The following is a 12,453-nucleotide window of genomic DNA, read 5'->3' as shown; positions in this document are numbered from 1 at the left end:
ATGGCAAAGTCAAAAGATCGCAGCCTTCGGCAGCTCCTACAGGGGGTTGAAGGCAGCCAATAGGTCTTCTTCGAAGGCTTTCTGCGCATCCCCCGGTACTTGCGCCCGGTGCCGCGCCAGGTGAAACGCCACATCGAAACTCAACTCACCTTCACGCACCGGTCGCAATAAACCCTTGTCCTGCAAACCCCGCGCGTAGTGATCCGGCAAATACCCCACATGCTTGCCCGACAAAATAAACGCCAATGTGCCTTCAACCTGCTCAGATCGCGCCGAACACACCTTGCCCTGAAACGGCTCGTCACTGCGCAGAAACCGGTACGGATGATCGACCCGATCGCACGCCGCCAGCGCCGCATCGCTGGGCGCATCGTCGGTGAACAGCGGATGCCCCGCCGCGCAGTACAAATGCTGGGTTTCGCTGAACAACTCGCGATAGTCGAACGCACTTTGCACCTGGGAAAAATAACCGATCGCCAGATCCAGCCGCTGCCGCAACAACAAGCGCTCCATCTCGCCGGGCATCGCACTGATCACTTCGATGCGCACCGATTCATCACGCTCGCGAAAGCGCCGAATGGCCTCGGCCACCCGTTGCAGCACCGATTGATCAACGGCTTCAGAAATACCTAGCCGCACTTCACCAATCAAACGTCCGGCGACGCCGTTGGATTGATGGCGAAAGGTTTCAATGGATTCAAACAGCGTGCGCGCGGCGATCAGCAGTTGCTCGCCCTTGGGCGTCACGCCGAAACCACCCTTGCCACGGCTGCACAGACGATAGCCGAGGCGGGTTTCGAGCTTGGCCATTTGCTGGCTGATGCTCGACTGGCTGAGCCCCAGCTCACCCTGCGCCGCACTGAAACCACCGCACTCGACCACGCTGACAAACAGGCGCAACAGCTGCAAATCGACATCGTGGAGCTGACCGAGCATCACATTACTCCGCAATAAAGTCAGGATAACAATTCAGGTATTTTTCTAATGTATCCGACGGCGCACGCTGCAACCACTTCCCTCGGTCAGGTGTGCGTCATGGCTCCCATGTTCAAGCTGTGTTTCCCCGCGTTGCTGTTTACCGTTGTCAGCATGGCTCAAGCCGAGGACAAGACCCTCAACCTCTACAGTTGGGCCGATTACGTGCCGCCGCAAACCCTGCAGCGTTTCGAGAAAGAGACCGGTATTCATGTGCGTTACGACACGTTCGATACCTCGGAAGTGCTCGAGACCAAATTGCTCACCGGTGGCAGCGGTTATGACGTGGTGGTGCCGTCGTCCAGCGTGCTGGCCCGTGGATTGGCCGCGGGGGCGCTGAAGGAAATTCCTCACGAAGGGCTCAAGGGATACGCCAACCTCGATCCGGATTTGTTGACGAAACTGGCGGCCGTCGACCCCGGCAATCGTTATGCCGTGCCGTACACCTGGGGCACGCTCGGGTTGGGCATGAACGTCGAAGCGGTGAAAAAACGCCTGCCGGACGTGCCGCTGAATAGCCTAGATCTGCTGTTCAAACCGGAGTACGCCAGCAAGCTCAAAGACTGTGGCATCGCGATTCTTGATTCGCCGCAGGAAGTCATCGGCCTCGCGCTGCACTACCTCGGCAAAGATCCGTACAGCACCGACAAAACTGATCTGGCCGCCGCCGAAGCGCTGCTGCAAAAACTGCAACCGTCGGTGCTGTATGTCGCCACGGGTCGGCAGATCAGCGATCTGGCCAACGGCACGGTCTGTCTCGCGCTGACCTACAACGGTGACGCGAGCATGGCGGCGGATCAGGCGCACAAGGCCAACAAGCCGTTCGAAGTCGCTTACCGCATTCCCAAGGAGGGCACGTTGATCTGGCAAGACAACCTGGCCATCCCCAAGGACGCGCCACACCCTGAAGCTGCGCGGGCGTTCATCGAATTCATGCTGCGGCCTGACTCGGTCGCCGAGCTGACCAACACGCTGTTTTTTGCCACCGCCAACCAGGCAGCGACGCCGCTGGTGGATGAAGCGGTGCGCAACGATCCGGACATTTATCCGCCGGCCAATGTGCGCGAGCTGCTTTACGCCGACCGCAGCATGAGCCTCAAGGACATGCGTCAGCGCACGCGCCTGTGGACCACTTTCCGTAGCCACCAGTAACGATAAAAAAAGGAGCACTCCGATGGACGTGCCGATGCTCAACGACCAAGCCCTGACGCGCGACAGCCTGTATGGCACCTCTGCCGAAAGCACTTACGCCGGTATCACCAGTTTCATGCGCCGGCGTTACAGCCGTGACCTGCGCGGTGTTGATGTGGCGGTCAGCGGTGTGCCGTTCGACACCGCCACCAGCAACCGCCCGGGCGCACGTTTCGGGCCGCGCGGGATTCGTGCGGCGTCGACCGGGATTGCCTGGGAACGCCACTGGCCGTGGACGTTCGACCCGTTCGATCATCTGGCAGTGGTCGATTACGGTGACTGCGATTTCGATTACGGCTCGCCGCACAGCATCCCGGAAAGCATCGAGGCCCACGCTGAGCAGATTCTTGAATCCGGCGCGGCCATGCTCACTTTTGGCGGCGACCATTTCGTCAGCTATCCGCTGCTCAAGGCCCATGCGCGCAAGCACGGCACGCTGTCGCTGATCCACTTCGATGCGCACAGCGACACCTGGCCGGACGAGGAGGGCAAACGCGTCGATCACGGCACCATGTTCTGGCACGCCGCGAAGGAAGGTCTGGTGGATCCGGCGCGTTCGGTGCAGATCGGTTTGCGTACCACCAACGACGACACTCTGGGTTTTCAAGTGCTTGATGCGCGGCAAGTGCATCGGCGCGGTTGCGAGGCGATTGTCGAAGCGATCCGCGCAAGGGTGGGCGAAAACCCGGTGTATTTGACGTTCGACATCGACTGCCTCGACCCGGCATTTGCGCCTGGCACAGGTACGCCGGTGTGCGGCGGTTTGAGCACGGTGCAGGCGCTGGAGATTCTGGGCGGTTTGCGCGGGATCAATCTGGTGGGCATGGACGTCGTCGAAGTGGCCCCGGCCTACGATCACGCCGAAGTCACTTCACTGGCCGCCGCCACACTGGCCATGGAAATGCTCTGCCTCTACGCCGCGAAACACAAAGTCGACCTATAACCGCAATTGCCTGTGTAGGAGCAGAGCTTGCTCGCGAAAGCGGCGTATCAGTCGATGCATGAGTTGACTGAACCACCGCCTTCGCGAGCAAGCTCTGCTCCTACAAGGGTGTGTGGCGTTGAGGGTGTCAGGCCACTGGCATGATCGGCCGATCCAGCGTCTCCGGCCCGGTGTAGCGGGGTGCTGAATTGGCAATCGTCTCGAACGGCACGCCCGCCGGCACGCTACTCACACCATCCAGCCTCGCCAGTTGTTCATCGCTCAGTTGCACCGCAAGCGCACCCAACGTCGCATCCAGTTGTTCACGGGTACGCGAACCCAAAATCGGGATCAGCGCAGTGGTCGAGCGCTTGGCTTTTTCGCGCAGCCAGGCAATCGCGACGTGAGTGGGGCTAACGCCGATCTCGCTGGCAACCGCAAGCAAGGCATCAAGCAAAGCCGTTTCCCGCACGCTTTTTTCCGCATGCACCAGCATGCCGAGTTTGGCTGCGCGGTTGTTGTCATCGTTGCCGCGATACTTGCCGGTGAGGAAGCCGCCACCCAATGGCGACCACAGTGTTGCGGCCAGTCCGAGGGCTTCGGCCATCGGCAGTAATTCCCGTTCGGCGGTGCGTTCGGCGAGGCTGTACTCGACTTGAATCGCAGCAATCGGCGCGAACCCGCGCACCTCTGCCAACAAGTCGGCGCGAGCGATGCGCCAGGCCGGGAAATTCGACAAACCGGCGTAGTGAATCTTGCCGGCGCGCACCAGGTCGTCGAAGCCGCGCAGGATCTCCTCCATCGGCGTGACGCCATCGCTGATGTGCGCCCAGAACAGATCGATGTGATCGGTCTTCAAGCGCTTCAGGCTTTCTTCGACGGCGCGCACCATGTTTTTGCGGCTGTTGCCGGTGTGGGAAATATCGGCCGCCGGCGTGGTGCCCATGCTGTATTTGGTGGCGATGACCAGTCGATCGCGTTCCGGGGCGATGAACTCGCTGAGCATCGACTCCGATTGCCCACCCTGATAACCATTGGCGGTGTCGATGAAATTGCCGCCGGCCTCGAGGTAACCGTCGAAAATGCGTTTGGCTTCGTCACGCTCTGCGCCATGCCCCCAACCGGTGCCGAAGTTGCCGGCGCCAAGCGCCAGTTCCGAAACGCGGAGGCCGGTTTTACGGCCAAAAACCTTGTAGTGCATGGCGATGCTCCCGATCCGATTCAGTAAGATTACGGTTGAAATATGGCGCCAATATGATGCTGGTAATATTCCTCTGTCAAGACACACTCCGCTCAACGGTACCCTCGTATTTGTAGGAGCCGAGCTTGCTCGCGAAGGCGGTGGATCAGTCAATTCATGCGTCGACTGATACGCCGCCTTCGCGAGCAAGCTCGGCTCCTACAGGGTTTTGCGGTGCTCTCAAGCCTGGTTGGGTAACGGCGATGAGTCCGTTTTTAAGGCGGTCGTGGCATACTCCCGCGCATGACTTTCGACTCCCCCCTCAGCGCCTGGCAACACGCCATCGAGCACAAGGGCTTCATCCAGGATGAAGCTCAGGAGCACGCCGTCTGGGCGTTGCAAAAATGCCACGAAGCTTTGCACGCCGGGGCCAAGTCGGTCACCGGCGTGTACCTGTGGGGCCCGGTCGGGCGGGGCAAAACGTGGCTGATGGATCAGTTCTATCAAAGCCTGCGCGTGCCAGCGCGGCGGCAACATTTCCACCATTTCATGGGCTGGGTGCATCAGCGTTCGTTCCAGTTGACCGGTATCGCCGACCCGTTGCGCGCGCTGGCCAAGGAACTGGCAGCCGAAGTGCGGGTGCTGTGTTTCGACGAACTGTTTGTCAACGACATCGGCGACGCGATCATTCTCGGTCGGCTGTTTCAAGTGATGTTCGACGAAGGCGTGGTGGTGGTTTGCACGTCCAACCTGCCGCCGGATGATCTGTACGCCGATGGCTTCAACCGTGATCGCTTCACGCCGGCAATCGCTTCGATCAAGGCGCACATGCAGGTGGTGCCGGTGAACGGCGCCGAAGACCATCGTCTGCACCCCGGCACCGGGCTGCAGCGTTACTTCGTCGCCACGCCGGCGCAGGGCAGCGCGCTGGATGAGGTGTTTCAAACGCTGAACGCCGGGCAACCTGCCAGCGCCGAACCCGTTGCCGTCGGCCACCGCGTGCTGAACGTAGTGCAGGCCAGTGCGACGGTGCTCTGGTGTCGCTACGCCGATCTCTGTGAGCAACCGTTCGCCGCCATGGATTTCATCGCGCTGTGTGATGCCTATCAGGCTATTCTGTTGAGCGAGGTGCCCAACCTTAGCGCGCAGAAACGCGAAGGGCGCATTGCCCGTGGCACCGAGGACAACGCCGAGCGCGTGGCGGCCGGTGATCGCGAGTTGCCGCAGTTGTCGGTGCATGACGACGGTGTACGGCGCTTCATCGCCTTGGTCGACGAGTGCTACGACCGCAAGGTGCCGCTGTACATTGAGGCGCAAGTGCCAATGGATGCGCTGTACACCGAGGGTTATCTGGAATTCCCGTTCCGTCGCACCCTCAGCCGTTTGCAGGAGATGCAATTGCAGCGCTTTGCCGAAGCGTGAGTGAAGAGGGCGCCAACATGACCCAGCCGCTGTCCCATCATTTGCTGACCATGGCCTATCAAAATGCCTGGGCGAACCATCGTCTGGCCAAGGCCTGAATGCAGCTCGATGGCGCGGATCTCGCCGCGCCGCGCATCAGTTTTTTCCCCAGTATTCGTCTGACCCTCAATCACATCCTCACTTGCGACTGGTTCTACGTCGACGCGCTGGAACGCGAGTTGCGCGGGGCCGAGCCGCACCCGGATTGTTACGTGTTTTTCAATCAGGACGAGCCGTTTACCGAGGCTGCGTCCCTGCGCGAGGAACAGGCGCATGTGGATCGTCGGCTGATCGCCTATTGCGAGCAGATGCGCGATGCCGATCTGGGCCGAATCGTCACCATCGCCCGCGACACGCCGCAACATGACAGCCGCTTGCGCATGCTTTCGCATCTGTTTGAACATCAGATTCATCATCGTGGGCAGGTGCATACGATGCTCACTGATACCGCGGTGAAGCCGCCGCAACTGGACGAGTTTTTCTGCGCGGGAGAGGCCAGGTTGCGGGCTGAAGACTTCGCCGAACTCGGCTGGACGGAAGAGCTGATTTGGGGGCATTGATTTTTCACAAGCAAAAGATCGCAGCCTTCGGCAGCTCCTACAGGGGAATGGGGTCCGTGTAGGAGCTGCCGAAGGCTACGATCTTTTGATCTTGTCGACAACACCGTGCTCGCGCTAAGGTCAGGCAGCCTATCAGTGCGCACTTTGCGCGCCGGGGTTGTGTGTTTGGGGATGGAAATGGATTCCGCAGAAATTCTTGTACTTCAGGCCAGTTACACCAATCCAGTGCATGCCGAGGCCATCGGCGTGGTACTCAACAACTATGCAGAAGATCCCATGGGCGGCGGTCATCCGATTGCCCCCGAGCTGCTGCAACGTCTGCCGGAAGAACTTGCCCGGCGACCGCATGCGTTCAGCGTGCTGGCGTTCGTTGGCGGTGAGCCGGCCGGTTTGGTGAACTGCTTTGAAGGCTTTTCGACGTTCGCCTGCCGACCGCTGGTCAACGTTCACGATGTGGCCGTGGTGAACAAGTTTCGCGGTCTCGGTTTAAGCCAGAAGATGCTGCGCAAGGTCGAGGACATCGCCCGCCAGCGTGGCTGCTGCAAGATCACCCTTGAAGTGCTCGAAGGCAACGCTATCGCCCAGGGCTCTTACCGCAAATTCGGTTTTGCCCCGGGGATGTTTAACCCGGAGCACGGCCGCATGCTGTTCTGGATCAAGGATTTGCAGGCATAAAAAAAGGCGCCCCAACAGGGCGCCCAACTGTCATCTGCGGTGACCGGAGCACAGTCCACGCAGGTCCATCGGTGATTCAGTTGCGATAAGACTCGGTCACTTGGGCCGTCTGGTCGTCGGGAACCCGCAGTTCTTTGGTCTTGGCGTCGCTCACCTGTTCGCTTTGCGCGTGGTGAACGGGAAAGTTGTTGAAGTAGTAGCGCATGCGTTCGGCGCCCCCTTCGGCAAAAGCGCTGGCAGAGCCAAGGGCAAGCAGCCCGGCAAGCATTACAGTCGTGGTTTTCATGGTGCCTCCTACTGAACAATTCGGAGCCGTTCGTCCATGAAGCAGAACTCGAAAGCGAGTGTGTTCTTCAGGAATTAACTCGGGGTTAACACCCTAATACTTGTGGCGAGGGGATTTATCTGTGGCGAGGGGATTTATCCCCGTTGGGGCGCGCAGCGGCCCCGCTTTTAATCTGAAACAGCAGGGGCCTGCTGCGCAGGCCAACGGGGATAAATCCCCTCGCCACAGATAAATCCCCTCACCACAGATAAACCCTGCACCACAGATAAACCCTGCACTACTCAGACAGGGGAGGGACTAAAGCTTCCAGTCCAGACTCAGCGTCACCGTGCGCGGATCACCCCAGAACACGCCGTTGTAGAAGCCGACATTGTCGTAATACTTCTCGTCAAACAGGTTGTCGACGTTCAGCGACGCCGACACGTGCTCGTCGAATTGATAACGCGACATCAACTTGACCACGGTGTACGCGCCCTGATGAATCTTGGTGTTCTCAGTAATGAAATCACCATTCGCCTCACGCCCCACCGGTCGATCAGCGTAGTCGAACATCGCACTCTGCCAATTCACCGCACCGCCCACCGTCAGTGCCTGCCAATCACCCGGCAAACGATACGCCGTCGACACGCGCAGCATGTTCAACGGCGAACTGGTATTGGTGCGCTGTTTGTCGCCGTTAACCGAGTGGGTATAGGTGTAACCGGCCGTCATGTTCCAGCCCGTCATCACTTCGCCAGACACTTCCGCTTCGAAACCGTTGACCTTGTTGCCCTTGCCGCCAGACTTATAAAACTCTTCGCCGCTAGCCGGATCCGGTGGTACCGAATCGTCGAGTTCGGCCACGTTGTCCTGCTTGCTCCAGAACACCGCTGTCGCGACGTTGAGGCGTTCTTCCAGCAGACTGCCCTTGAGGCCGACTTCGTAGTTGCTGCCCACCACCGGATCCAGGTAGTTGCGGCTGCTGTCGCGGTAACTCTGCGGTTTGAAAATATCGGTGTAACTGGCGTAGACCGTGTATTCCGGCGTCAGGTCGTAGAGCAGACCGGCGTACGGCGTCCAGATGTCGTTCTGGCGCTGAGTGGTGCTGTCGACACTGGTCAGTTGCAGGTTCTCGTCATAGTAACGATCGTCCTTTTTGCCTTCCCAACTGCCATAGCGGCTGCCGATCACCGCGTGCAGTTCATCGGTCAGGCTCAGGCGCGTGGCGATGTAGCCGGCCTTCTGGCGGGTGCTGCTGCGCGAGCCGGTGCGGCCGGTAACGGTGTCGGAGAACTTGGCGATATCGCCCATGTATTTCCAGTCAAGAATGCTGTCATAACCCTCTGGCACCGCACCCGCGACGATGGACGGGGAATACGAACGGTGATTCGCCTCGCCGTAACCGAGCATCATTTCGTGCTCACGGCCGAGCAGGCTGTACGGGCCGGACAGATTGAAGTCGTACACATTCATTTTCTGGTTGCCGAGCATATGGCCCCGGTAGGCGTACATGCCGCTGCGATCGGCTTCCGGGAACCCGGTGCCGCCGTAATAAACCTTGCCGTCGACATCGCTGTCGCGGTGGGTATAGGCGGCTTTCAGGTGCCAGCCACCGGCCAGTTGCTGATCCAGCGTGGCGAACGCGGTTTTATCGCGCAGCGGCCACGAACTCCATGACGTCGCCATGTTGGTCGAACGACCGAGCCCGGCCTTCGTGCCATCGGCATTCCAGTACGGCAGCGTGCCCCAGGAGGTGCCCTGAACCTGTTTGTCCTGATAGTCATAACCCACTGCCAACAGGGTGGAGTCAGTCAGATCCGCCTCAAGAATGCCGTAGCCGACTTCACGTTGCAGGGCGTAGCTGTCGCGGAACGACTGGCTGTCGCGATACGCCAGCACCGTGCGCCCGCGCAAACGACCATCGAACGCCAGCGGCCCGCCAACGTCGACGTAGCTGTAGTAATCGTCATAACTGCCGCCGCTGACCCCGGCCAGCGCCTGCCATTGAGCGGTCGGGCGTTTGCGCACCATGTTGATCGTCGCCGAAGGGTCGCCAGCGCCCGTGGTCAGGCCGGTAGCGCCGCGTACCACTTCGATGCGGTCGTAGATGATGGTGTCGGCATCGGTCTTCATCCGGTCGAAGGTGTTGAGCATCCCGTCGATCTGGAAATTGTTGATCGAGTAGCCGCGCGACGAATAACCGACCCGATCCGAATCGTTGTGCTGCACGACGATACCCGTGGTCTGGCTCATGGCTTCGGACAAGGTACCGAGTTTGAAATCGTCCATTTGCTGACGGGTGACCACGGACACAGATTGCGGGGTTTCCTTGATCGACAGGTTCAGCCGGGTCGCGGTACTCATGGCGCCGGTGGTGTAGGCATCGGTGTTTTCGGTGGTGGTGCCCAAACTTTGGGCGGTAATGTTGGTCGACGCCAGTTCGAGCGCTGTAGAGGCAGGCTCTGGCTGTTTTTCAACGTCTGTTTCGGCCAGCAAGTCAGGGCTCAGTGCAGCACCGCAGAGGCCGAGGGTGAGGGTCATGGAACGGGTGATAGGCGCGAACATCGCAGCCGACTCCTTGTCTTCGAGGGGAAATATCCTTTGGTTCAAAGACGAAGAGGGCGGATGCGATTTAGTAACAAACAAGAAATATTGTTATTTGGGTGTTTCAAAACCCCGTAGGAGCTGCCGAAGGCTGCGATCTGTTGATCTTGTCTTCTTAAAAACAAAGTCAAAAGATCGCAGCCTTCGGCAGCTCCTACAGGGAATGGTGGGCATGAAAAAGGGGCCTTTTTGGCCCCTTTTCGTTAATGCTGTTGCGCCACTTCGGGTGGTGCCTCTGCAGGTTTTTTCGGCTTCATCAAGCTGAAGTCGATCAAGGCACGTTGCTGCTTCTCGTACGGGTTGCCGATCAACAACGGGCGTGGCTTGAAGCTGTCACTGACCAGGCTCTTGCTGCGATCCAGCTCATCGGAACTCAAGCCGGCCAGATCCGCCCAGGTGTGAATCAGGTGCGAACTGCTGTACGGCCGATCGAGATCAGCGGCGAAGTTCCAGTCATGGTTTTCACGCCACTTTGGCGATGCCCACGCCATGAACGGAATGGTGTACATCGGCGCGGTCGGTTTGTTCTCGTTGCGGCCCAGCGTGGTGTGGCCGACCGAGTCGAACACGTCTTCACCGTGGTCGGAGAGGTACAGCAGGAAGCCGTTCGGATCGGACTTGGCGTAGTCCTTGATCAGGCTCGATACCACGAAGTCGTTGTACAACACGGCGTTGTCGTAGCTGTTGTAAGTCGGCACCTGATCGTCACGCACGCCGGCCGGTACGCCGGTACGATCCTGGAACTTGTCGAAGCTCGGTGGATAACGGTACTGGTAGCTCATGTGCGTGCCGAGCAAATGCACGACGATCAACTTGCGCGGTGCCGGATCGGTCAGGGCCTTGTTGAACGGCTCGATCACGTCGCCGTCGTACTGCGCGGCGTTCTGGTTGCGGTTGTTGTTCAGGTACACCTGCTCGTCGGCCTGTTCGGAAAAGGTCGTGAGCATGGTGTTGCGCTTGGTCATGGTCTGCTGGTTGGTGATCCAGAAGGTCTTGTAACCGGCCTGTTTCATCATGCTGACCAGCGACGGCGTCGACAGGTACAGATCCGGATTCTCTTCATCAGCGAAGGTCAGCACTTGCTGCAAGGCTTCGATGGTGTAAGGGCGCGGGGTGATGACGTTGTCGAACACCGCGAGCTGATCTTTGAGCTTGTCCAGTTCCGGCGTGGTCTTGCGCGGGTAGCCGTAAAGGCTCATGCGCTGACGGTTGGTCGACTCACCGATTACCAACACCAGGGTTGCAGGCTGATTGGCAGAAGCGTCCTGGAGGTTTTTCAGCGGCGGAATCTTGCTCGCGCTGTGCAGCATGTCCTGCATGTCGGCGAGGGTGTTGACGTAGCGGTGATAGGCCACTGCCATCTGCCACGGCACGGCTGGCTCGATGCGGGTTTCGAACTTCTCGAAGCCTTCAGTAAAGCTGCCGGTGCGCATGGTTTGCTTGATCAGCGGGTAGCCAGCCACTGCAATCACGATCGCGGCGGCAGCCACATAGGCACGGCCACGCGGCATGTACACCGGGCGTAGACGCGTCCACAGGAAGTAGGCGAACAGGGTATGGGCGAGGAACGCCGGCACCATCCACCAGGCAAAGTACTGGGTCATGTACTCGCCCGCTTCAGAAATGTTCGACTCGAACATGATGAAGATGACGCTTTGCGAGAATTCTTGCTGATAGATGAAGAAGTAACCGAGGCTGGCCATCGAGCAGGCCCACAGCACCACGCCGATCACGGCGGCAATCAGTTTCGTGCGCTTGGGGAACAGCAGCATCGGCGCCAGCCAGATGGCGCTCATCACAAACGCCTGACGGAAACCGGTGAAGCCTGAAGTGCCGGTCAACTGGATCAGCAGCTGGGTAATACCCGAGAAGTACCAGAAGAAAACGAACAGCCAGAGAAAACCGGCCCAGTCAAAACCTTTCGCAGTCGTTTTGCTGCGTTTGAACAATGCCATTCAGCACTCCAGCTCTGTTTCACAACCACCGCCGGAACGCTTCATGAAACGAGAGCATGAAACCGACGAACGGAGGCCGAACGCGAACGCCCGGCCAGAATGCGCCGGAGTATGGGCAAGGCAATGTGAAAACTTTGTTAGTTGCGAGTTACAACAGGAGGTGAATCATGTCGGGAACGACACAGGCCGTTCCCGAAAGAGGCGGGGATCAAGCGTTGGGCGCGCGAAGGACAACCGGCAGCGGTTTGGACGCGGGGCCCTGAGTCAGCGCGCGCAGCTGCGCCAGCTCCTGTTTCAAGTGGTCGCGCTCGTCTTTCAACTGGCGCAATTCATCGCGACGGATTGTCACGTACAGGGTTTGTGGCGGCATTGCTGTGTGTACTGTGCCCATTGCTCACCTCGCAAATGGCGTGTCTCAACTGTAAACCACCCCCGTTTTGGGGCAGTGACTTACTATCGGCGCCAATTTTGATTTCTTTTGCCTGCGAATGGAACTTTTTTATTTTTCATGGTCGGTGTGTCTTTGCCACGTTTCGGGGCGTTATCAGTCTGGATCGGGCACAATGCCCGGAAACTTCATCGCAACGCTCTGGACTAACCTCCTATCAGTCGCGTTGGGCTATAACCAATGACACACATTTATTTGTAGTAAGGAGCATCAGCAC

10 protein-coding genes and 1 pseudogene are annotated in these 12,453 nt (G+C 59.1%); 5 read left to right on the top strand and 6 right to left on the bottom strand.

Going from position 1 to position 12,453, the window contains the following annotated elements:
• Positions 1-36: 36 nt before the first annotated feature.
• A complete protein-coding gene (locus tag GVL50_RS00635) occupies positions 37-936 on the bottom strand; it encodes a LysR family transcriptional regulator (RefSeq protein ID WP_159811379.1) in 900 nt (299 codons plus the stop codon).
• A gap of 99 nt (positions 937-1,035) precedes the next feature.
• On the opposite strand from GVL50_RS00635, the gene GVL50_RS00630 reads away from it, so the two are divergent.
• Positions 1,036-2,127 carry a polyamine ABC transporter substrate-binding protein gene (locus tag GVL50_RS00630; RefSeq protein ID WP_159811378.1) on the top strand — a complete coding sequence of 364 codons (1,092 nt, stop codon included), beginning with the start codon at positions 1,036-1,038 and terminating at the stop codon, positions 2,125-2,127.
• Between the two features lie 22 nt (positions 2,128-2,149).
• Positions 2,150-3,109, top strand: coding sequence for an agmatinase (speB, locus tag GVL50_RS00625; RefSeq protein ID WP_159811377.1), 960 nt, complete (start codon positions 2,150-2,152; stop codon positions 3,107-3,109).
• A 127-nt stretch (positions 3,110-3,236) separates the two neighbouring features.
• Here speB and GVL50_RS00620 read toward each other — a convergent pair whose 3' ends face one another.
• On the bottom strand, positions 3,237-4,289 hold the full coding sequence (locus GVL50_RS00620; protein ID WP_159811376.1) for an aldo/keto reductase: 1,053 nt from the start codon (positions 4,287-4,289) through the stop codon (positions 3,237-3,239).
• Between the two features lie 282 nt (positions 4,290-4,571).
• Here GVL50_RS00620 and zapE point away from each other — a divergent pair, with 282 nt between their 5' ends.
• From zapE to GVL50_RS00605, 3 genes and pseudogenes are all read left to right on the top strand, one after another.
• A complete protein-coding gene (gene zapE / locus GVL50_RS00615) occupies positions 4,572-5,690 on the top strand; it encodes a cell division protein ZapE (protein WP_159811375.1) in 1,119 nt (372 codons plus the stop codon).
• Positions 5,691-5,707: 17 nt separating this feature from the next.
• Positions 5,708-6,289 (top strand): annotated as a pseudogene (locus tag GVL50_RS00610) (DinB family protein).
• A 177-nt stretch (positions 6,290-6,466) separates the two neighbouring features.
• Positions 6,467-6,964, top strand: coding sequence for a GNAT family N-acetyltransferase (locus GVL50_RS00605; protein ID WP_159811374.1), 498 nt, complete (start codon positions 6,467-6,469; stop codon positions 6,962-6,964).
• A gap of 76 nt (positions 6,965-7,040) precedes the next feature.
• On the opposite strand, the gene GVL50_RS00600 is transcribed toward GVL50_RS00605, so the two are convergent.
• From GVL50_RS00600 to GVL50_RS00585, 4 genes are all read right to left on the bottom strand, one after another.
• The gene (locus tag GVL50_RS00600; RefSeq protein ID WP_053119794.1) at positions 7,041-7,250 is read right to left on the bottom strand and encodes a hypothetical protein; all 210 of its coding nucleotides are present in this window, start codon (positions 7,248-7,250) and stop codon (positions 7,041-7,043) included.
• Positions 7,251-7,547: 297 nt separating this feature from the next.
• Entirely contained in the window at positions 7,548-9,794 is a 2,247-nt protein-coding gene (locus GVL50_RS00595; protein ID WP_159811373.1) for a TonB-dependent siderophore receptor, read from the bottom strand.
• Between the two features lie 242 nt (positions 9,795-10,036).
• Positions 10,037-11,788 (bottom strand): phosphoethanolamine transferase CptA, encoded by a 1,752-nt coding sequence (locus GVL50_RS00590; protein ID WP_159811372.1) that lies wholly within the window; start codon positions 11,786-11,788, stop codon positions 10,037-10,039.
• A 208-nt stretch (positions 11,789-11,996) separates the two neighbouring features.
• A complete protein-coding gene (locus GVL50_RS00585) occupies positions 11,997-12,179 on the bottom strand; it encodes a DUF6026 family protein (protein ID WP_159811371.1) in 183 nt (60 codons plus the stop codon).
• Positions 12,180-12,453 lie beyond the last annotated feature (274 nt).

This window comes from Pseudomonas sp. 18058, from assembly GCF_902706155.1.
Lineage (GTDB): Bacteria > Pseudomonadota > Gammaproteobacteria > Pseudomonadales > Pseudomonadaceae > Aquipseudomonas > Aquipseudomonas rustica.
The sequence above is the reverse complement of the archived record's forward strand: the minus strand, read 5'-3'. Positions and strand labels throughout refer to the sequence as shown.

Coding starts and splice junctions, on each gene's coding strand:
- GVL50_RS00590 (WP_159811372.1), bottom strand. CDS start 11,788: ATGGCATTGTTCAAACGCAGCAAAACGACTGCGAAAGGTTTTGACTGG.
- GVL50_RS00605 (WP_159811374.1), top strand. CDS start 6,467: ATGGATTCCGCAGAAATTCTTGTACTTCAGGCCAGTTACACCAATCCA.
- speB (WP_159811377.1), top strand. CDS start 2,150: ATGGACGTGCCGATGCTCAACGACCAAGCCCTGACGCGCGACAGCCTG.
- GVL50_RS00595 (WP_159811373.1), bottom strand. CDS start 9,794: ATGTTCGCGCCTATCACCCGTTCCATGACCCTCACCCTCGGCCTCTGC.
- GVL50_RS00630 (WP_159811378.1), top strand. CDS start 1,036: ATGGCTCCCATGTTCAAGCTGTGTTTCCCCGCGTTGCTGTTTACCGTT.
- GVL50_RS00620 (WP_159811376.1), bottom strand. CDS start 4,289: ATGCACTACAAGGTTTTTGGCCGTAAAACCGGCCTCCGCGTTTCGGAA.
- zapE (WP_159811375.1), top strand. CDS start 4,572: ATGACTTTCGACTCCCCCCTCAGCGCCTGGCAACACGCCATCGAGCAC.
- GVL50_RS00585 (WP_159811371.1), bottom strand. CDS start 12,179: ATGGGCACAGTACACACAGCAATGCCGCCACAAACCCTGTACGTGACA.
- GVL50_RS00600 (WP_053119794.1), bottom strand. CDS start 7,250: ATGAAAACCACGACTGTAATGCTTGCCGGGCTGCTTGCCCTTGGCTCT.
- GVL50_RS00635 (WP_159811379.1), bottom strand. CDS start 936: ATGCTCGGTCAGCTCCACGATGTCGATTTGCAGCTGTTGCGCCTGTTT.